At 42.0% G+C, this 21450-nt stretch carries 14 protein-coding genes; 12 read left to right on the top strand and 2 right to left on the bottom strand.

Translation table 11 applies throughout. The features are described from left to right. Positions 1–18 precede the first annotated feature (18 nt). From nirB to F907_RS06750, 8 genes are all read left to right on the top strand, one after another. Positions 19–2565 carry a nitrite reductase large subunit NirB gene (gene nirB / locus F907_RS06715; RefSeq protein ID WP_016652546.1) on the top strand — a complete coding sequence of 849 codons (2547 nt, stop codon included), beginning with the start codon at positions 19–21 and terminating at the stop codon, positions 2563–2565. Positions 2566–2576: 11 nt separating this feature from the next. Continuing rightward, positions 2577–4211, top strand: a complete 1635-nt coding sequence (gene nirD, locus F907_RS06720; RefSeq protein ID WP_016652545.1) for a nitrite reductase small subunit NirD — start codon at positions 2577–2579, stop codon at positions 4209–4211. 182 nt (positions 4212–4393) lie between these two features. Continuing rightward, positions 4394–7174, top strand: coding sequence for a nitrate reductase (locus F907_RS06725; RefSeq protein WP_032862119.1), 2781 nt, complete (start codon positions 4394–4396; stop codon positions 7172–7174). Continuing rightward, the gene (mobA, locus tag F907_RS06730) at positions 7171–7782 is read left to right on the top strand and encodes a molybdenum cofactor guanylyltransferase (protein ID WP_016652543.1); all 612 of its coding nucleotides are present in this window, start codon (positions 7171–7173) and stop codon (positions 7780–7782) included. The genes F907_RS06725 and mobA overlap by 4 nt, the downstream gene beginning before the upstream one ends. Before the next feature lie 254 nt (positions 7783–8036). Next, positions 8037–8357 carry a hypothetical protein gene (locus F907_RS06735; protein WP_005270860.1) on the top strand — a complete coding sequence of 107 codons (321 nt, stop codon included), beginning with the start codon at positions 8037–8039 and terminating at the stop codon, positions 8355–8357. 87 nt (positions 8358–8444) lie between these two features. Then, positions 8445–10229 carry a cholesterol oxidase substrate-binding domain-containing protein gene (locus F907_RS06740; protein ID WP_016652542.1) on the top strand — a complete coding sequence of 595 codons (1785 nt, stop codon included), beginning with the start codon at positions 8445–8447 and terminating at the stop codon, positions 10227–10229. 75 nt (positions 10230–10304) lie between these two features. Then, positions 10305–11558, top strand: a complete 1254-nt coding sequence (locus tag F907_RS06745; protein ID WP_005270856.1) for an HlyD family secretion protein — start codon at positions 10305–10307, stop codon at positions 11556–11558. Positions 11559–11573: 15 nt separating this feature from the next. After that, positions 11574–13706: a peptidase domain-containing ABC transporter gene (locus F907_RS06750; protein WP_016652541.1), complete on the top strand. Its 2133-nt coding sequence runs from the start codon at positions 11574–11576 to the stop codon at positions 13704–13706. 27 nt (positions 13707–13733) lie between these two features. Here the strand turns inward: F907_RS06750 and F907_RS06755 are convergent, their stop codons facing one another. Beyond that, the gene (locus F907_RS06755; protein WP_016652540.1) at positions 13734–14885 is read right to left on the bottom strand and encodes a YbfB/YjiJ family MFS transporter; all 1152 of its coding nucleotides are present in this window, start codon (positions 14883–14885) and stop codon (positions 13734–13736) included. Positions 14886–15132: 247 nt separating this feature from the next. On the opposite strand from F907_RS06755, the gene F907_RS06760 reads away from it, so the two are divergent. Beyond that, the gene (locus tag F907_RS06760; protein ID WP_016652539.1) at positions 15133–16008 is read left to right on the top strand and encodes a LysR family transcriptional regulator; all 876 of its coding nucleotides are present in this window, start codon (positions 15133–15135) and stop codon (positions 16006–16008) included. Positions 16009–16096: 88 nt separating this feature from the next. On the opposite strand, the gene F907_RS06765 is transcribed toward F907_RS06760, so the two are convergent. Continuing rightward, the gene (locus F907_RS06765) at positions 16097–17422 is read right to left on the bottom strand and encodes a D-serine ammonia-lyase (RefSeq protein WP_016652538.1); all 1326 of its coding nucleotides are present in this window, start codon (positions 17420–17422) and stop codon (positions 16097–16099) included. A 122-nt stretch (positions 17423–17544) separates the two neighbouring features. On the opposite strand from F907_RS06765, the gene F907_RS06770 reads away from it, so the two are divergent. The 3 genes from F907_RS06770 (at position 17545) to F907_RS06780 (ending at position 21368) form a co-directional block, all read left to right on the top strand. Further along, positions 17545–18000: a GNAT family N-acetyltransferase gene (locus tag F907_RS06770; RefSeq protein WP_016652537.1), complete on the top strand. Its 456-nt coding sequence runs from the start codon at positions 17545–17547 to the stop codon at positions 17998–18000. A 194-nt stretch (positions 18001–18194) separates the two neighbouring features. Beyond that, a complete protein-coding gene (locus tag F907_RS06775; RefSeq protein WP_016652536.1) occupies positions 18195–19070 on the top strand; it encodes a MaoC family dehydratase in 876 nt (291 codons plus the stop codon). An 18-nt stretch (positions 19071–19088) separates the two neighbouring features. Further along, complete coding sequence (locus F907_RS06780; RefSeq protein WP_016652535.1) at positions 19089–21368, top strand: molybdopterin-dependent oxidoreductase; 2280 nt, start codon at positions 19089–19091, stop codon at positions 21366–21368. Positions 21369–21450: the final 82 nt, after the last annotated feature.

Here is a 21450-nt window from a genome sequence, read left to right as displayed (position 1 = left end):
AATCTTGGGAGAAGAACAATGAAATTAGTGATGATTGGTCACGGTATGGTCGGACATAAATTCATCGAAGCCATCTTAGAGAAAGCGGACGATGAACTGGAAATTACCATTCTCGCTGAAGAACCACGTATTGCCTATGACCGTGTTCATTTGACTGAATATTTCTCAGGTAAATCTGCCAAAGACTTATCTCTAGCACGTTTTGATTTCGCGGATGCACATGGTATCGACCTCAGACTGAACACCAAAGTGGTGGAAATTAATGCGGCTGAGCAAACGGTGACCACCAATTTCGGTGATGTGATTCATTATGACAAATTGGTCTTAGCAACAGGTTCTTATGCCTTTGTCCCGCCAATTTCGGGCAATGATCGTGAAAACTGTTTTGTCTATCGTACCATTGAAGATTTAGATGCCATTCGTGCTGCCAGCTTAAATGCTAAAACGGGGGTGGTGATTGGTGGCGGCTTATTGGGTTTGGAAGCAGCCAAAGCCTTACGTGATTTAAATCTGCAAACGCATGTGGTCGAGTTTGCACCACGCTTGATGGCAGTACAAATTGATGATCTTGGCGGTAAAGTATTGCGCCGTAAAATTGAAAATCTTGGGGTCAAAGTCCATACCCAAAAAGCCACACAATGTATTGAAGCGGGTGACAGTGCAACCCATGTCATGAAGTTTGCCGATGGTAGCCAGCTGGAAACAGACATTATTTTATTTTCGGCGGGGATTCGCCCACGTGATGAATTAGCGCGTGTGAGTGGTTTGGTGCTTGGAGAACGTGGCGGGATTAAAATCAATGATTACTGCCAAACCTCAGATCCACATATTTATGCGATTGGTGAATGTGCGCTCTGGGAGAATAAAATCTACGGTCTGGTCGCACCGGGCTATGACATGGCACGTATTGCCGCAAAACATATCCTAGCCGAAGAAACCCATTGTTTCGCGGGTGCTGATATGAGCACCAAGTTGAAGTTGATGGGCGTTGATGTAGCATCCGTGGGTGATGCGCATGGCATGACGCCAAATTCGCTCAGCTATTTTTATGCTGATGAAGATAGCTTGGTTTATAAAAAGATCGTGGTTGATGCAGATAAAACCAAACTGCTCGGTGCGGTCTTAGTGGGAGATGCCAAAGAATATAATGATCTGCTTCAAATGATGTTGAATGGGCTGGCATTACCAGAAAGCCCTGAAAGCTTGATCATGCCCGGCTTTGCCGATTCAGGTGCCAAAGCAGGTGGCAGTGGTGTCGATTTATTGCCGGATAGCGCCACTATTTGTTCATGTAACAATGTATCTAAAGCCGATATTTGCCAAGCGATTTGTGAGGGTTCAACCTCACTCGGTGCATTGAAAAAATGTACCAAAGCGGCAACAGCCTGTGGTGGCTGTGCACCTTTAGTGACGCAAGTGTTAAAGTCCGAGCTACAACGCCAAGGCGTAACAGTCAATAACCATGTCTGCGAACATTTTCCATACTCACGCCAAGAGATTTATCACTTGGTTCGTGTCAATGAAATCAAGACTTTTGATGATTTGATTCATCAACATGGTCATGGTTTAGGCTGTGATATCTGTAAGCCCATGGCGGCTAATATTTTGGCATCGTGCTGGAATGATTTTGTACTTGAACCAAGCCATGCGGGTCTACAAGACAGTAATGATTACTACTTGGGCAATATTCAAAAAGATGGTTCTTACTCGGTTGTGCCACGTATGGCAGGCGGGGAAGTCACACCTGATGGCTTAATCGCCGTGGGTCAAATCGCCAAGAAATATAATCTATATACTAAAATCACGGGCGGACAACGGGTTGACTTATTTGGTGCACAAATCCATCAACTGCCGTTTATTTGGGAAGAGCTCAACGCAGCTGGTTTTGAATCTGGTCATGCGTACGGTAAATCCTTGCGTACCGTGAAATCATGTGTCGGTAGTACATGGTGTCGTTATGGCGTAGATGACTCTGTTGGCCTAGCGATTGAATTAGAGAATCGTTATAAAGGCTTACGTTCACCACATAAATTGAAAATGGCGGTGTCAGGTTGTACGCGTGAATGTGCCGAAGCGCAAGGTAAAGATGTCGGGGTGATTGCAACTGAGAAAGGTTGGAATCTGTATGTCTGTGGCAATGGCGGCATGAAACCGCGCCATGCGGAACTATTGGCATCAGACCTTGATACGCAAACCTTGATCCGTTATATCGACCGTTTCTTTATGTTCTATATCCAAACCGCAGATCGTTTACAGCGTACCAGTGTCTGGCGTGACAATATGGAAGGTGGTCTGGACTATCTCAAAGCCGTGATTGTGGATGATTCCTTAGGACTAGCCGAAGAACTCGAAAGCCGTATGAGCCATGTGGTCGGTACTTATCAAGATGAATGGCGCACTGCGGTGGAAAATCCTGAAATCCGTAAACGTTTTCAAACCTATATCAATGCCAGTGCCGAGGAGCAGGCTGATCCACATATTCAGTTTACCCAAATACGTGATCAGATTCGCCCTTTGAATGAGGCTGAACGTTCAGTCGATCGCATCCCCATGGTTGAAGCATAAGGAGAACTTAAATGACCAGTTTAAAGAATATGGATATGCTGCCAGACGATCAATGGGTTGAGGTGTGTGGGCTGGATGACATCACACCAAATACAGGTGTGGGGGCGCTGATTGGAGGTCAATCGGTTGCTCTGTTCCGTGTCGGGCATGAAAAACGCATTTATGCTTTAAGTAATAAAGATCCATTCAGCCAAGCCAATGTGATGTGTCGCGGCATCATCGGTGATTTACAAGGTGAACGTGTGATTGCATCGCCGATTTACAAACAACATTTTAGTTTGGCGACGGGGCGCTGCCTGGAAGATAAAGATCAAAAGCTCTTGGTTTTCCCAACCAAAATTGAAAATGGTCGGGTTTGGGTCGGGTCTGTTCCGCAAAAAACTTATATTACCAACAATGGCGCTGCGCAAGAAAAGCTGAAATTGGTGCTGATTGGTAATGGTCTGGCAGGTATGCGTTGTCTGGAGGACCTACTGGATATGGCACCAGATCGCTATGAAGTCACGGTGATTGGTGAGGAACCTTGGGGTAACTACAACCGTATCATGTTATCACCAGTACTTTCAGGCGAAAAAACTATTGATGACATCATGCTGCATCCACATGCATGGTACCGCGATAAAGGGATTCAATTTATTGCCAATGATCCCGCGATCAAGATTGATCGTACCCGAAAAGTGGTGCATACCGAGAAAGGTGAAAGTGTTGATTATGATCGTTTGATTATTGCGACTGGTTCATCACCGTTTATTCCACCCGTGCAAGGTGTAGATTTAAAAGGCGTGATCAGCTTCCGTGATATTTATGATGTCAACACCATGATCAAATACTGCGAAAGCAAAAAAAATGCGGTGGTGATTGGTGGTGGTTTGCTGGGTCTGGAAGCGGCGTATGGACTAAAACAACGTGGCATGAATGTGACAGTTCTACACTTGATGGATCGTATTATGGAGCGTCAGTTGGATGGACGTGCCAGCCGTATGTTGCGTCAGAGCATTGAGCAAAAGGGGATCAATATCATCACGGAAGCCAATACCGAAGCGTTGATTGGTGAAGAGGGGCATGTCAGTCAAGTCCGACTTAAAGATGGAACACTATTGGATGCGGATTTGGTGATTTTTGCGGTTGGGATTCGTCCGAATATTGCTTTGGCTCAACGTGCAGGACTACGTTGTAATCGTGGCATCTTGGTGAATGACACCATGCAAACTTTTGACCCAAGTATCTATGCGGTAGGTGAATGCATCGAACATCGTAATCAAACTTTTGGTCTGGTTGAGCCGTTATGGGGACAAGCATTTATCTGTGCAACGCATTTGGCTGAACATGGCAGCTTAACCTTTAAATCACCAACCGTACCAACCCAGTTAAAAGTCAGTGGTGTTGATGTGTTCTCTGCAGGGCGAATTGATTTAGAAAATAGCGAACCGAAAGAAGATTATGAAGACATCATCCTGAATGATGATAAACGTCAAATTTACAAACGTATCATTATCCAGAAAGATAAAGTGATTGGTGCGGTTCTATTTGGTGATACAGAAGATGGGATGTGGTATGCCGAGTTGATTGCTGATCAAACGCCAATTTCTACCTTTAGAAACAAGCTGCTATTTGGTAAGGACTTTGCAATGAAAAAGGCAGGGTGAAGAATCTCCCCCTAACCCCCTCTTTGTAAAAGCGGGGGAATGACACGAATTTAAGCAATGACGAGAGTTCGTGGTTTCCTTCTCAGAATCAAAGAGAGACTTTTCTTCAATTATTTAAGATATGAATTCGCGGTACTCCTCCCTTGATAAAGGGAGGCTGGGTGGGATTCAAAGGGGCAGTCATGAACAGTATTCAAATTTTAGAACACAGTCGCTCCGATCAGGCAGAAACAATCATTACAAAAACGACATGTCCCTATTGTGGGGTTGGCTGTGGTGTGGATGTTAGTGTGCAACATAAAGCGCATGGCATGACGGTACAAGTTGCGGGTGATCTGGATCATCCTTCCAACTTTGGACGACTGTGTATTAAAGGCAGCAACTTGGCAGATACATTAGGCTTGGAAACTCGTGTCTTGCACCCTATATTTGGCCGTAAAAACCATCGTCAAGTGACGACATGGGATCAAGCCATCGAGAAAATTGCAGACCAGTTTCAAGCGTGTATAGATCAATATGGAGCTGACAGCGTTGCATTTTATGTCTCAGGACAGTTGCTGACCGAAGATTATTATGTGGTGAATAAGTTTGTAAAAGGCTATTTGGGCACCGCCAATATTGATACTAATTCACGACTATGTATGTCGTCTGCGGTTGCAGCACATAAACGTGCCTTTGGTGAGGATATTGTGCCTGCCAGTTATGAAGATTTTGAACATACTGACATGGTGGTTCTGGTTGGTTCCAACACCGCATGGTGTCATCCCGTGCTGTATCAACGCATCATGCAGGCGAAAACTCAAAATCCAGATTTATTTGTGGTGGTGGTCGACCCTCGTTTTACCAGTACCTGTGAACAAGCAGATTTACATTTACCGATCTTGCCGGGTCAGGATGTGGCTTTATTTAATGGCCTGTTTCAATATCTTTACCATCATGATTATACCGATCATCATTTTGTTGAGACCCAGACCGAAGGTTTAGCGGAACTGTTAGCGGTGAGTAAAGGTGAAAAAGACTTTGCCGCATTAGTGAAACGTACAGGAATTTCCGCAGAAAAATTACAACTTTTTTTTGAGAAATTTGCTCAAACAGAAAAAGTGATCACCTTGTTTTCGATGGGGGTTAATCAATCCTCTCAAGGGGTGAATAAGGCCAATAGCATTATCAACTGTCACTTGTTGACTGGAAAAATTGGAAAATTAGGGGCAGCGCCATTTTCAATGACAGGCCAGCCCAATGCCATGGGGGGACGTGAGGTCGGTGGATTGGCCAATATGCTGGCAGCACATCTGGATTTGGACAATCCTTCTCATCAGAATTTGGTCCAAAGTTTTTGGCAAAGCCCTGTGATTGCCAAGCAAGCTGGCTTAAAAGCAGTTGACCTCTTCCAAGCAGTGGAAAGTGGCAAAATCAAAGCGATCTGGATCATGGCAACCAACCCTGTAGTCAGTTTGCCTGATGCAGATCAAGTCAAACGTGCCTTAGAAAAATGTGAGTTCGTCGTGGTCTCTGATATTTGTGCGGATACCGATACTACGGCTTATGCAGATGTCTTGCTTCCCGCATTGGGTTGGGGGGAAAAAGATGGCACAGTCACCAATTCTGAACGCCGTATCTCAAGGCAACGTGCCTTTTTAACTCCGCCAAAGCAAGCCAAAGCCGATTGGTGGGCGGTGGCTGAGGTTGCAAAAAAACTCGGTTTTACTGGTTTTGATTTTAATCATGCCTGTGACATTTTTAATGAACATGCGGCTTTATCGGCTTATCAAAATGCCAGTGTTGACCAACGTGATCAAGTTGAAAATTTCCGTTATTTCAATTTAAAAGGCTTAATGAATTTAAGTCTGGATGAATATAACCATCTGCGCCCAAGCCAATGGCCAGTCTGGGAGAAAGGTCAAAGTGTTGCGGTGGAGCAGCTATTTGATCGAGGCAGTTTTAGCCATAAAAATAAGAGAGCAAAACTGATTCCAACTGTTGCCATTGATCCAGTGCATACCATCTCTGAAGATTATCCATTGGTGCTAAATACGGGACGGATTCGTGATCAGTGGCATAGCATGACCCGCACGGGTTTATCAGCAAATCTCACCACACATCGGGCTGAGCCATTTTGTGAGATTCATCCAAATGATGCGTTAAAATTTGGTATTCGTGATAAAGCTTTGGTGGAGGTTCGCTCACAATGGGGGCGTTGTGTGCTGCGCGTGACCTTGGCACAAGGTGTACGCCGTGGTCAAATCTTTGCACCGATTCATTGGACTGAGCAGGTGGCCTCTGATGCACGCATTGGCAAAGTGGTCAATCCTGTGGTGGATGCGATCTCAGGTGAGCCTGAATTCAAACATACCCCTGTGGCTATTCAGCCATTCCATACCACATGGCAAGGCGTGCTGTATGTGCGTGAAGGCTTTGAACATCAGATTAAAGCTTCATTGCAAAATTGTGCGTGGTGGGCCAAGATTAAAACGACAAAAGCCATTCGTTATGAACTTGCCGATCGTCAGAGTCTTGATCAAACTCAAAACAATCTGAAAAGCTTTTTGCCTTTTGTCGATGAAACCTATGAATGGTTAAGTCTGGAAGATATTTCATCGCAGCTCAGTCATAGTGTAATTTTAAAAGACGGGATTCTGATTGCCAGTTTATATATCGCACCTGCTGATCTATTACCCGATCGGGATTGGGTGGCGAGTCTATTTAAACGCGAACGATTAAGTGCCATGCATCGTAAAGCCTTGCTGGCAGGGATGCCGATGTCTGCTGTAAATAATGATGGACCCTTGGTCTGTAGTTGTTTTAAAGTGGGTAAAAATAAGATTATCGAAGCCATTAAAACACAAAAGATTAGCCATGAAAAACAAGTTACAGCCTGTTTAAAAGCAGGCGGCAATTGCGGTTCTTGTTTACCTGAAATTCGTGGTCTGATTAAAACCTGTCAATTGGAGGCAGAAGCATGAATACAGAATATCCTGCTACAGATCTGGTGATTTTGGCGGGAGGGCAAGCACGCCGTATGAATGGCGTAAATAAGTTACTGCAACAATTTGATGATCAGATTCAGCTTTCAAAGATCTGTGCGAAGTTAAGAGCAGATGTACAAAATATTTGGGTCAATAGTCATCGAGATCGCACGATTTACCAACAAATTGAACCTGATATTCAATGCTATGCCGATGATCAGCAGGGTTTCCTCGGTCCACTGATGGGGATGAAAAGTGCTTGGTCACATTTGCAAGCGGACTATGCATTATTTATTCCCTGTGATGTGACTTATATTCCCAATCAGGTGTTACTCAAGTTACATCGTGCTTTACATAAACAAGGGGAAGCTCAGGTTGCTTATGTCATGATCAATGGGGATGCTTTATATCCATTTTGCTTGATCAAACGAGATAGCTTGCCTGTATTTACGCAAGCGCTTGCGGACAACAGATTGAGTTTGCGAGAGAGTTTCAAGCAACTCAAGGCACAGTCTGTTGCATTTCAAAAGCAAAGTCTTTTTTTGCACAGTATCAATTCGCCAGATGAGTTGCAGCAATACAGGCAATGGTCCAATTGCCACTAAACAGGCTGTGATTTTAAGCTTAAATAAGATGAAAGTGTGATGTGGTTATAAAATCATTTGTTAATTTTTATTTTAATTAATATAAATCAAATAATTAGTTTTACTTATTCTAAACAACTCATAAATAGTGTGATTTATATCACTTTTTATTCTTAAACTGTAATATATTTCGTGTTTTTTGACTGTATGATGAAATTGAATCTAGAAAACTAGATTCTTTTCATGAAATATCAATCAAAAAAAAGGTGAATATTATGAGTTTAAAAGAATTAAGTCTTGAAGAAATTAACCAAGTTTCAGGTGCTGGTACTTTTATCGGTGATTCAATTATCACGGCTGTAAATTTAGGCAATCAATTTCTAAACAATCCACTTATCTCCTCAGTTGGTGTCGTTTTTAGTGCGGTTGGTCTGGGCTTAGTCCATCAAGCGGCAGATACGACGGGTTATGCTGCTTCTAAAGCTGGTATTGCCCTAGGTCGAGCACTGGGCGGGGATGTTGCAGAAACTCAAAACCATTATGAAAAAGAAAAAGGTGAAGGGTTATATACCCCTATTCCAACGATTTTAACTTAATACGCTGTACAAGAAAGGGATGATACGTTATTCCTTTCTTTTTGTTTTTTCATAACGCTATAAATTAAAAAAAAGAAAGTGAATAAAATGACTGAACCAACAACGAATATTGATCATGGTAAGCGTGATTTTTTAAAAAAAATGATAGGTCTTGCAAGCGCTGGCGTGGTTGCAAGCTGGTTTCCGACCACCAGAGTGAATGCCTCTTTTTTTCAACCGTCTGAACGACCACCTAATTTTCCTCATGTGGAACTTTATAGACAACGATATGAGAATTGGTCTGGTGAATTATTTGTTGAAAAGGTGTGGACCTGTTCACCTAAAACCATTGTTGAAGTTCTATTGGCAATTAACTGGGCTTATAACAACAATTATAAAGTTAGGGCCAAAGGGATGTCTCACAATTGGTCTCCTATTATGCTGGACCCAGCAAGTGATAATACACGTATTCTATTGATTGATATGGTATCGCATATCAACCGCATCAAGATTTCAACCTCAGGAAGAATTGTGACGGCTGAAGCTGGCGCATTAATGCAAGATCTTCTGCAAGCGATGGAAGATCGTGATTTAGGTTTTATTGCTACGCCTGCACCTGGCGATTTAACCATTGGCGGTGTATTGGCAATTGATGGTCATGGTACTGGGATTCCTGCATTAAATGAAAAACGTCAATTAGGCCAGACCTATGGTTCGATTAGTAATCTAGTCACTTCAGTTACGGCAGTGGTTTTCGATGCTCAGACCAGAACCTATATTCCCAAAGTTTTTTTCCGTGATCATGAAGATATTAGTGCGCTATTGGTACATTTGGGGCGGGCTTTTATTTTGTCGGTACAATTGCAAAGTGCGAAGAACCAGTATTTACGCTGCGAAAGTATCATGAATATTCACTATAAAGAGCTTTTTGCACAGCATCCTCAAAATGGGCGGACATTTTCGTCATTTTTAGATAAAGCCGGTAGAGCTGAGGCAATCTGGTTTCCGTTTACTGATTATCCATGGCTTAAAGTATGGTCTGTTGCCGAGACAAAACCGCTGAGCTCAAAAATTGTGAGACATCCATTCAACTATTGGTTTTCTGACAATATTCCCAAACCAATTACAGACCTGATCCATGACATTATTATTGCTGGACAAGGCTATTTAACGCCGAGTTTTGGACAGTTACAGGCGAAAATTTCGTACTTGGGATTACAAGGATCTTTGCTCTCTGGAACATCAACGGTCTTGACGGGTGGGTTGCTGAGTAGTCAAAGCAAGGATTTGTGGGGGGCTTCCAAGAATCTTTTACTCTATGTCAAACCAACGACATTACGTGTTACCGCAAATGGTTATGCTGTACTGACATCACGTCAAAATGTTCAAAAAGTCATTCATGATTTCTGTGAAAACTATCAGCAACGTGTGAATGCATATCGCACACTGAACAGATATCCAATGAATGGACCGGTTGAAATTCGTGTCACAGGATTGGACCATGCCAGTGACTCAATTGTTCCTAATGCAAAAACAGCAGCACTTTCTGCAATCAAGCCGTGTCCGAATCATCCAGAGTGGGATTGCGCAGTCTGGTTTGACATTTTAACGCTTCCAGACACGCCCTATGCGGCAGAGTTTTATGCAGAGACAGAACAGTGGATGCATCAACGCTATCGTGGTGATAGTTTGATTCGGCCTGAATGGTCTAAAGGTTGGGGGTATACCCACGAGAAGGCTTGGGCAAATGACTGGTATTTAAACCAAGAAATTCCTTATGTACATGCACTTGATCAACCACTCAGTTTAACTATTGCTGAAGTGGGTAAGGTCCTCCATCGGCTAGATCCAAACCGTTTATTTAGTTCACCTCTGATTGATCGCTTACTGTAACGATTTCTGATTGTTATTAAAAAATCGTTGGATAGAGGCATTACTTTTGATCTTGTATGTGGTGGTTGGGCTGGTATGTTCAGAAAAGAGGCGCTAGAGGCGCAACAATCTAAATGGGTGGGGCATATCGTTTTGCTCCGCCCGATATCATTTGCTTGGGTTACAGTATTTGCTGCTGTAGTTGGGATGACGATTTTACTTTTTCTATTTTTGGGTAGCTACACCAAACGGATTTCTGTAACAGGGCAACTCATGCCAAGTTCAGGGCTTATACAAGTCTATAGTCCAGACCGAGGTATTGTGGTTGAAAAACTTGTGAAAGAGAATCAGGTAGTGAAGCGTGGCGATGTGCTTTATACCATTTCAACAAGTCGATTTAACAAGCAGGATAGTTATAACGCTTTATTACAATCCCAGATTGAAACCAAGCAACAGACGTTAGAGCAAGAACGGATACAGACCAAAGCATTGTATGTTTCGGATACCACACAAAAGCAAAATGAGATCCGAAGCTTGGAGCAGGATATTACCCAATTGGGGCGTTTAATTGAGCAACAACAGCATCGGGTTAGCCTTGCTAAAGAAAATGTTGCACGTTATCGCGACTTATTAAGACGAGAAATTGTTGCAGAGGTGGATTATCAGAGTAGGCAAGATTTTTATTTTAATCAAAATGTGCAATTGCAAAATTATGAGAGGGAAAGGCTGGCCAAACTTTCGGACTTACAAAATCGTAAATTAGAATTAGCCGCATTAAAGGCAAAAAATGAAAATCAATTCAATCAACTCAATCGTCAAGTCGCGACGGCTAATCAGGAGTTTATCGAAAATCAGGCCAGTGATCGTGTAATTATTCGCTCGAATCTAGATGGCGTGATTACCTCGATTAATGCGGAGCTTGGACAGCATGTTGATGTCACCAAACCATTGCTACACATCATCCCCAAAAAATCCGAATTAAATGCTTATCTCTATGTGCCGAGTCAGGCAGTAGGTTTTATTAAGTTAAATCAACCGATTAAATTACGCTATCAAGCCTATCCATACCAGAAATTTGGACAGGGAGAAGGATATATTTACGAGATTTCAGATACAGCCATGGCTTCGCAAGATTTGATGAGTATTGGAAATAATCAAATTAGTCCGTCCCTGAATAACCAGCCTGTGTATTTGGTTAAAGTTAAATTGAAACAGAAAAATATTTCTGTTTATGGCGAGCAACGGCCTTTAAAAGTCGGTTTGATATTTGATGCAGATATCTTGCAAGAAAAACGTAAGTTATATGAATGGGTGTTAGAACCTTTGTATACCATTTCTGGAAAAATATAATAAAAGCAGAGTTAAATGTACGATTTAGATAAACTTTCCTTCTCTTTCCGTTCTAAACTTTCAGTTATTTTACAGACTGAAGCTACAGAATGTGGGCTAGCATGCTTAGCCATGTTGGCAAACTATCATGGTTATGAGTCTGATTTGGCGACATTACGCCAACGCTTTCCCGTGTCAGCAAAGGGCAGCACCTTAACTCATCTCTTAAATATTAGTCATCAATTAAATTTTGTGAGTCGCCCATTAAAGCTGGAATTGAGTGATCTAGATCAACTGAGAACACCATGTATTTTGCACTGGGATTTTAATCACTTTGTGGTGCTGGAACGGGTGAATAAAAACAAAATCATTATTGTGGATCCAGCATTTGGACGTAGGCAGTTAAGTTTTGCAGAAACGTCACAGCATTTTACTGGGGTCGCTTTGGAAGTATGGCCCAATTTAAATTTTGAAGAAAAGAAAGATAAACAAGCCATTAAGATTCACAACCTATTGGGGCATGTGAAAGGTATTTGGAAGTCCTTAGGCCAGATCTTGGTCTTGGCACTCGTTCTAGAAGTTTTTGCACTGACCAGCCCGTTTTTTATGCAATGGGTGATTGACCATGTCATTGTATCCGCCGATGCGGATTTACTCACCATCTTGGCATTAGGTTTTGGGTTGCTGATGCTCTTACAGCAAGTGATCAGCCTGCTACGGTCGTGGTTTGTGTTATTTATGAGTACGCACCTCAACATACAATGGCGAGGGAACGTATTCAGCCATTTGATGCATGTTCCTGTGGCTTATTATGAGCGCCGCTCTCTCGGGGATATTGTTTCTCGATTTGGTTCGATTGATCGCATTCAGCAAACTTTGACCACGACATTCTTAGAGGCAATTCTTGATGGGCTGATGACTACTTTTACCATCATTCTGATGTTTATCTATAGCCCTAAATTAGCTGTTATTGCACTGATTACCATGTGTCTATACGGCCTTATTCGATGGATTTGGTATGCGCCCTTACGGAGGTCAACCGAAGCGCAAATTATTCATGCGGCAAAACAAAGTAGCCATTTTATGGAAACGATCCGTGGCGCAAAAACCATTAAGTTATTTCAGCGACAAGATATTCGACGTTCAACTTGGCTAGGCCTATTGGTCAATCAGGTCAATGCCGATCTGGTCACCCAAAAGCTGGGACTAATGTTCCGCTTGGCCAATGGTATTTTATTCGGGACAGAGAATATTCTGATCATTTGGTTAGGTGCAACCTTGATTTTAGAAGGGCAGTTCACTGTAGGGGCCTTAATGGCTTTTATGGCTTATAAGAATCAGTTTGATGGTCGCATTGCAGGATTAATTGATAAATATATTCAGTTAAAGATGCTGCAAATTGATGCAGAACGCTTGGCCGATATCGTACTTACCAAGCCTGAAAAACTACACGGAGAACGCATCGATCAAGAGCGTGATGTAGATGCTACTCAGCCTGTTATTCATATAAAAAACCTCAGTTTTCAATATTCTGAGACTGATCCTATTATTTTGAATGATATTAGTTTTAGTATTCCGAAAAACCAATCCGTGGTTATTGTTGGGCCCACAGGCTGTGGTAAAACTACATTAATGCACCTTTTGTTAGGCGTACATTCAGCCAGTTCGGGAACGATTCAAGTCATGGGTAAATCGCTTGAATCATTAGGGTTAAATCATTTGCGGGATCAGATTGGTACAGTACTACAAGATGACATTCTATTTGCAGGCTCGATTGCCGAAAATATCTGTTTTTTTGACCCTGACCCCGATCAGGCATGGATAGAATCCTGTACTCAGTTAGCATCCGTTCATGAGGATATTTTAAAGATGCCTATGGCTTACCATACTTTGGTGGGTGAATTGGGTTCGATGTTATCGGGAGGGCAAAAACAAAGAATACTCTTGGCCCGGGCACTCTATAAAAAACCAAAAATCTTATTTATGGATGAGGCAACAAGCAATCTGGATCTGCAAAAAGAACGAGAAGTTAACCGAAATATTAAGGCAATGAATATTACCCGGATCTTCATTGCTCATCGTCCTGAGACGATTGCAACGGCTGATCGGATGATTGCTTTGCAAGACGGTATGATTATTCAAGACGTACTTCTGGAACAGAACGCTTAGCTTGAATCGATAGCTTGTTTTTAAAACTTAAATTAAGTCGCTTTCTAGGCTGATTGCAGTTGCGAGCAACAAAGCGATACAGGCGGTCAGCAGTGAACTGTTGAAGGTATGATGAATAGAAAATAAAGCGTTTGACACCATTGGGCCAATGATTTGACCTATGCCATAGACAACTGTCATCAGGGCAATTAAATTATTTTGTGTTTGACGGGCGATTCGCTGTGCGATGGGCATGGCAATTGTGACAGTACCCATAAAGGTTGCCCCGACCAAAAATGCACTGAGCAAATAACCCAAAGTTGTTGGCAGAATAATTGGCAATACCACACCGAATGCCTGTAAACCTAAGTTTGAGGATAAGGCGATTTGTGTACCAAAATTTTGATGGATACGATGCCAGAAAAAACAGGAAGGAATTGCACCCAAGCCAAAGATTGCCCAGATTTGTGCTGCATCAATATTGGGAAGTACATTTTTGACTAACAATGGTAAATAGGTTGCGGTAATGATGTAGCCAAAACCCGCCAAGGCATAAATGATAATCAGAGCGTAAGCATGGGGGATTTTTCTATTGGTATTGAAGGTATTCTGAGCTGAAATAGCATTGGGTTGAGCCCGTGATAAGCCAAACATGGAGATGCAGCCAAGAACCAAACTGGATATACCGAGCAATAACCACAGTATTTTGCTGTGCCAACCCAGATGCGTGCCAAAAAACAAAAGCTCGGCAGAGAGGGCAATACCGAGACCAACCCCAGCATATAAAATAGGGGCTTGATGTGTTTGTCTCTGCTGTTCAAGCAGCCATAATGAGGCTGACACCATGGCGAAGGCGCTAAAAATGCCCGCCAGACCACGAATCAAGATGATCAGGTTAATCGTGTTAATGTAGGCAAGCAGGATCAGACAAACTACTGTACCGACAGTGGCGACAATACTACCGAGATAGCTCTGTTGTGATTTAAGCCTGATCGCGAATAAAGCCCCAAATAAATAGCCCGCATAGTTCGCTGAGGCAGCCAAACTGGCATGCTGTAGATTGAAGATGCCTTCATCAATCATATGTGGGTAGACCGCAGTAAAAGCAAAGCGCCCGAACCCCATGCCAATTGCCATAATCAGCGCTGCACAGATTGCTGATTGTAGTGAGCTGTTGTTGTTTTTTCCTAGGTCTGTCATGGCGTGCTTACTCCAACCCTTAGTCACTATGATGCATGTGTTCTAGAGGTGGTACTTTGGTAAGAAATTTGTAGTCTAGTAAATAAAGTCCATAGCTAAAGAAACTTAAAATACAGATCAAAAATAGAAGTTTAGAGCCACTCATTGTTTAAATCATCTTTGAGTTTTGAGAAATCAAGGAATATTAAAACAAGTGTCATGAATCATGTAAAATGATTTGAATTGATACAAACTATCTCTAATAGTGATGGCGATGCAGATTAAGTCTTTAGAAATTTTTATGATGGTGGTGAAGTTAGGAAGTTTTTCCGAGGCGGCAAAAACACTCTATACCGTACAATCCAATGTCACCAGTCATATCAAAAAACTGGAAACAGAATTGAATGTTGAGTTGCTTCATCGGCAGAGCCCCATCCAACCCACCAGAGCTGGGCAGCAGCTGTATGGTTATGCTGAAAAAATGCTGCATCTACAAAAAGAGCTGCTTGATAGTTTTTCCAGTCATCATCTTGCAGTCAATCTCCCTTTGGAAATTGGGAGTATGGAGACCACGGCAGCAGTTCGATTACCCTCTTTATTTCGGAATTTACAGCAACATGCGCCCAACTTTCCGTTTTCGCTCAGCACTGCACCAAGCCGGGACTTAATTAATTTAGTGACCACCTCTAAATTGGACTGTGCATTTGTGGCCAATCATGCACCCATTGACGGGATGTTTAATTTACATGTCTGGACCGAGCAATTGGTGCTGATTTCTTCCAAGCATGCGCCAGCACAACTTGCAAATGAATATTTGATTCAAAAGAAGTTCATTGCCTTTAAGCAGGGCTGTAGCTACCGCAAAGCCATTGATCAGTTCTTATCTGCACATCATTTACCCGCAGCCAATGTGATTGAAATGGGGAGTCTAGATGGCATTATTAGCTGTGTCAGTTTAGATGTTGGCCTTGCAATTCTGCCGATGAGCTATATACAGCAATCCCATTTTGCTCAAAGTGTAATGATTCATCCCATTGACTCAGCTACAGCTCAGATCAATACCTATCTGATCGCCAATCGTGATTTGAATACGTGGGCGAGCAATATGCATCATTTCGTTCAACAATTAAAATTGATGGTCTAGCCAACCTCAAAAGAAAATCTGGGTGACTCAAACGAAAACAGAGAAGTGCAACTTCTCTGTTCATTGCTCATATTGAGCGTAGTTAGGTTCATGCTTTCGCCAGATAGTTTTGCATTTCTTCTGCAGGAACCATCCCGCCACCCGTTGCCCATACAATATGATTGGCGTGCTGTAACTGTACTTCAGTCAATTGATGTAAATCTATATAAGCTTGATGTTTGCTGACTAGAATTGGCCCTAACATACCTGCAAGTGCAGAAGGTTCAAGTTGTAGATTTTCAGCTTGGTTGAGCATTCCAAGCAAGCAGTACATGGTTTGGTCATCCAATGTATAAAAACCATCTAATAAGCGTTGCATGGCACGGCCGACAAAGCCTGAAGCACGTCCTACTGCAAGACCATCTGCCGCCGTAATATTATCAATGCCAATATCCTGAACGGAAATTTCATCATGTAAACCAGTGGCTACACCAAGTAACATGCAAGGCGAATGGGTGGGTTCGGCAAAGATACAATGCACATGGTCACCAAAGGCCATTTTTAGACCAAATGCAACACCACCCGGCCCACCACCGACACCACAGGGTAAATAAACAAATAAAGGATGATCTTGATCGACAATAATATGCTGTTGATCCAATTGTTTTTTTAAACGTTCACCCGCAACGGCATAGCCTAAGAATAATGTTTTGGAATTTTCATCATCAATAAAAAAACAATTTGGATTCTTTAATGCTGCTTTTCGGCCAGCCTCTACTGCAACACCATAATCTTGCTCGTATTCAATTACCGTTACACCATGTGAACGTAATTTGTCTTTTTTCCATTGGCGGGCATCTGCTGACATATGTACCGTCACATCAAAGCCTAATTTTGCGCTCATAATGCCAATGGAGAGTCCGAGATTGCCTGTTGAACCGACGGCAATACTATATTGACCAAAAAAATCTCTAAATTCAGGGCTGTTTAGCTTGGTGTAATTATCTTGGACGCTGAGTAGTTCAGCTTGTATAGCAAGTTGCTCCGCCCGATAAAGCACTTCATAGATACCACCACGTGCCTTAATCGATCCAGAGATGGGCAGATGACTGTCTTTTTTAAGCCATAACTTTCCAGCTATTTTTTGATTAAAGTGAGCCTCAAGATGCTGTTGCATATTTGGGATATCGATCAGCTCAGATTCGATAATACCTTTCGTTGCAAGCGTTTCTGGAAAAACCGCCATCAAGTAAGGTGCAAAACGTGCTAAGCGGTCACGGGCATCATCAATATCAGATTGATTAAGACCCACATAGGGCAAGCCCTGTTCAAGTGTCGTAAACTCAGGGTTAAACCAGATACTTTCTTTGAGTTCGATCAGGTCTTTAACAATCGGGTAACGGGTAACAAGGTTTTGAATTTGATCTGATTGCATACAGGTACTCAAAAAGTTTAAATTGATGTTGGTTCGTACAGCCTAGAAAATTTACTTTTGATGTTGTATTGATCGCGAACTCCGTCAAAGTCATAAATCTTATTATAGATAAGAGGTGAGTAGTGATTATATCTGCTACAAATGAACATTCGCTTGAAGTTGTTAATGTTATAAAACAAAGTATTCTCTCTTGTACGCTTGATCATAGGGATGATGCCACGATTATTCATCATTGGTTAGAAAATAAAACTGAAGCGAATGTAAGTGAGTGGATTAAAAATAATATTTGTTTTTTATATTACTTTTCAGGAAAAGTGGTTGGATTTATATGTATGTCTAAACATGGGAATTTGTTTCTAAATTACATATTACCCAGTTTTCAAAATCAGGGCATTGGTGAAAAGCTTTTAAAGTATCTGATTGAGTATTGCAAAACTAATCGTATTCAGACGATATCTTTAGAGTCTACTTCGACAGCGCTTAATTTCTATAAAAAACATAATTTTAAAGTAGTTGATGTGGTCACTGAAAATGAAAGAATAGTGGCTTATGAGATGTTGCTCCATGTAAAAATTTAAGGTTGGAAAATAGGCCTTAGCATTACCTGATTATTTGTTGTTAATTTCTGACCAATGTACTTGACCTTTAATTAAATGAGTTCTATTTTGGAACTTAATTGATTTTTGACCATGTCAGACTTGTCTAATCAGGACTAGAATTAACCCAACTATGGTTTGAGAACTGAGAAAAATAAAAGGAACAGGAGTTTCATATGTTTGCGATTCGTTACCAACAGATTCCATTGCAATTTTTATTTGAACATCAGGCAACTTTGGCAGGACTTGGAAAAATAGGCTTACGCAGTCTTAAAAAAACAAAGATTGCTCCAGTTGACTGGCAGTCATTAGCATCGATTAATGAAGTGATTGATGCACCGAGTCAAGATTTGATTGAACATTATATTCAATGGAGTGGAGCAGCTTCGAATAAATATTTAGACTCAATTCCGCCACATATGGTGTCACAATGGGGATTGTCCTTTGCAACGCGATTATTGCTCCAAACTCATTATCCATTGAGTAACGTGATTAATCAGGGCGTTAGCCTGAAAATTCACGGCAAGATTCCAAGAACAGAAAAACTCATGATTCAAGCCAAGATCGTGCAGGTAGATGAACGTAATGGTTTAGCACGTATTTCAGTTCAAATTACCACTGGTACGATTGCTGAACCTGAACTGGTGGAAGCGGTACTACATATGGCTTTTATTCTACCTCATTTTGAAAAAACCAAACGCCCTGAAACCAGCGACATTAAGCTTTGGCACACACTAGGTGAATGGTCGACTCGTTCAGATGATGGCCTGAAGTTTGCCTTACTCACAGGTGACTTTAATCCGATTCACTGGGTTACACCCTTAGCCAAGCTGTCAAGTTTTGGTCAAAAAGTGCTGCATGGCTTTGGGGTATTTGCACGTAGTTTTGAATTTCTTCCAGAACCGGTTCAGCAAATCGATGTCCGATTCCTAAAACCTGTCAAACTTCCTTCAGAGCATAACCGCGTTGAAACCATTACCGAGCAGGAACAAAAGTATCTCCGTGTTGTTGGTTCAGCAGGGCAAATCTGCTTAATGGGCCAATATTCATAAAATAATAAGGTGAGACCAATGACGACGCTAACAGCAGCAAGACAGGATGTAACCGCTTGTATTTTGTGTTCACGCAATTGTGGACTCAGTGTAGAAATTGAAGATAACCAGTTTAAGAAGATTAAAGGTGATGATCAGCATCCTTTCTCGCAAGGCTATATCTGCCAGAAGGCCGCACGTTTGCAGCATTACCAACAACATGCTGATCGTTTAACTTCACCGTTAAAACGTCAGGCAGATGGTTCGTTTAAAGAGATCGGCTGGGAACACGCCATTCAGGAAATTGCCGAGCAGCTTGTACAGATTCGAAATAGCTATGGCGGAACTGCCTTTGCATCTGTAGGTGGTGGCGGTCAGGGTAATCATTTAGGTGCTGCTTATGGTCGTCAGTTGCTCTATGCCATGAAAAGTTTTTATTCCTATAATTCTTTGGCGCAGGAAAAAACGGGCGATTTCTGGGTCAATGGTCGTTTGTTTGGCAGCCAAGCGTGTCATACCACCGAAGATGTAGAGCATGCAGATTATGTGCTGTTTATTGGCACTAATCCTTTTCAGGCTCATGGGATTCCAAATGCACGAGACACTTTAAAACATATTAAAAAAGATCCGAATCGGACCATGGTGGTGTTTGATCCACGCGTAACTGAAACCGCTAAACAAGCTGATATCCATGTGCAATTAAAACCAGGAACAGATGCTTATCTGATGTCCGCTATGATTGCTATTATATTGCAAGAAGAACTGTATGATCAGCAATTTATTCAGCAGCATACGCATGGCTTTGATCAGGTTAAACAAGCTTTTCTAGCGGTTCCAATTGAAGAATACATCCAAAAAGCCGATGTCTCCGTGGAGCTGGTTTATCAGATTGCGCGTGATTTTGCCAAAGCGCAACGTGCTTGTGTCCGAATTGATCTCGGTATTCAACATACCTTAAATACCACTTTAAATGGTTATCTGGAAAAACTTTTATATTTGCTCACAGGGAATTTTGGTCAGCAGGGCGGCAATAATCTACATACCATGTTTATTCCAATCTTAAGTAATACCGATGAGCGTAATCCTAAATATCGCCGTACCGTACACCACAAAATGTTCCCGATTTCAGGCTTCTTTCCTCCGAATATTTTACCTGATGAGATTCTAAAAGCAGGGGAAAAGCGAGTTCGTGCGGTGTTTGTGGACAGCTGTAATCCTTTATTGACCTATCCCGATACTGCCGCTTATGAACAGGCTTTTCAGTCCTTAGAGCTTTTGGTGGTGGTCGATGTGGCCATGACTGAAACAGCACGGATGGCGCATTATGTGTTACCTGCACATAGTCAATTTGAAAAGTGGGAATTTACAGGATTTAATCTGGAATTTCCGAAGAATGGCTTTCATTTACGCCATCCCTTATTTAAGGCACAAGGCAATAGCCTGCCTGAAGCGGAAATCTATACCCGTCTGCTCGAAGCCATGCAGGTCATTCCTAAACAATTTCCGATATTGAGTAAAATTGCAGAAAAAGATTCAGCCAATACCGCATATCTTGCCTATTTCGGTGCGCTAGGTATCAGTTTTGCGAAAAATAAAAAGTTAATTCCCTATGCTGCGTCAATTGTATATCGAACCTTAGGCAAAACTTTGCCGAATGATGCTGCATCAACTGCCTTGCTATTACCCTTATGTATGCAATATGCAGCTCAACATTACCAAGCGGTAAAGCAAGCAGGCTATGTTGGCAATCGTTTAAACCTAGGTGTTAAGTTATTCCAGAACATTTTGCAGCAACGTTCAGGCGTGGTGTTATCACAACATGACTATGCTGATGTTTGGGAATTGATCGCCTATAAAGATAAGAAAATTCGTTTGGCAATTCCTGAAATGTTTATCGAGTTAGCTCAGTTAAAACAACAGTCTTTGACTTTAACTGATGCATATCCCTTTATTTTGCTCGCGGGTGAACGCCGTAGTTATAACGCCAATCAAATTTATCGTGATCCTGCTTGGCGTAAAGTCGATGCAGAAGGACGTTTAAGGATCAATCCAGAAGATGCGCAGACTTTTGCGGTCGAAACAGGACAGATGCTGCACTGTATTTCTGAGCATGGCAAGATTCAGGTCACGGTCGAACTCGATGAGGGCATGCGGAAAGGCGTGGTGTCGTTGCCGCATGGATATGGATTACGCTATCGGGGTGGAGAACCGATTGGGCCACAATTGAATCGCCTTACTTCTTCTCAACATTGTGATCCATTGTCCAAGACACCCTATCATAAATATGTGCCTGTACGTTTGGAGCGGCTCACAACTTAGACCATTAGCCTATTGATATTTCTGTTGAAATGCACCAAATTCTTACATGTTGCTTAAATCATGTTTGCAATGGGTGCAATAT

Source organism: Acinetobacter colistiniresistens (genome assembly GCF_000413935.1).
Lineage (GTDB): Bacteria > Pseudomonadota > Gammaproteobacteria > Pseudomonadales > Moraxellaceae > Acinetobacter > Acinetobacter colistiniresistens.
This window is presented reverse-complemented; position numbering and strand designations above follow the sequence as displayed.

Excerpts from the sequence above, each read along its gene's own strand:
- nirB (WP_016652546.1), top strand. The coding sequence starts at position 19 with ATGAAATTAGTGATGATTGGTCACGGTATGGTCGGACATAAATTCATC.
- F907_RS06765 (WP_016652538.1), bottom strand. The coding sequence starts at position 17,422 with ATGCAATCAGATCAAATTCAAAACCTTGTTACCCGTTACCCGATTGTT.
- F907_RS06740 (WP_016652542.1), top strand. The coding sequence starts at position 8,445 with ATGACTGAACCAACAACGAATATTGATCATGGTAAGCGTGATTTTTTA.
- F907_RS06780 (WP_016652535.1), top strand. The coding sequence starts at position 19,089 with ATGACGACGCTAACAGCAGCAAGACAGGATGTAACCGCTTGTATTTTG.
- mobA (WP_016652543.1), top strand. The coding sequence starts at position 7,171 with ATGAATACAGAATATCCTGCTACAGATCTGGTGATTTTGGCGGGAGGG.
- F907_RS06755 (WP_016652540.1), bottom strand. The coding sequence starts at position 14,885 with ATGACAGACCTAGGAAAAAACAACAACAGCTCACTACAATCAGCAATC.
- F907_RS06750 (WP_016652541.1), top strand. The coding sequence starts at position 11,574 with ATGTACGATTTAGATAAACTTTCCTTCTCTTTCCGTTCTAAACTTTCA.
- nirD (WP_016652545.1), top strand. The coding sequence starts at position 2,577 with ATGACCAGTTTAAAGAATATGGATATGCTGCCAGACGATCAATGGGTT.
- F907_RS06745 (WP_005270856.1), top strand. The coding sequence starts at position 10,305 with ATGTTCAGAAAAGAGGCGCTAGAGGCGCAACAATCTAAATGGGTGGGG.
- F907_RS06760 (WP_016652539.1), top strand. The coding sequence starts at position 15,133 with ATGGCGATGCAGATTAAGTCTTTAGAAATTTTTATGATGGTGGTGAAG.
- F907_RS06725 (WP_032862119.1), top strand. The coding sequence starts at position 4,394 with ATGAACAGTATTCAAATTTTAGAACACAGTCGCTCCGATCAGGCAGAA.
- F907_RS06775 (WP_016652536.1), top strand. The coding sequence starts at position 18,195 with ATGTTTGCGATTCGTTACCAACAGATTCCATTGCAATTTTTATTTGAA.
- F907_RS06735 (WP_005270860.1), top strand. The coding sequence starts at position 8,037 with ATGAGTTTAAAAGAATTAAGTCTTGAAGAAATTAACCAAGTTTCAGGT.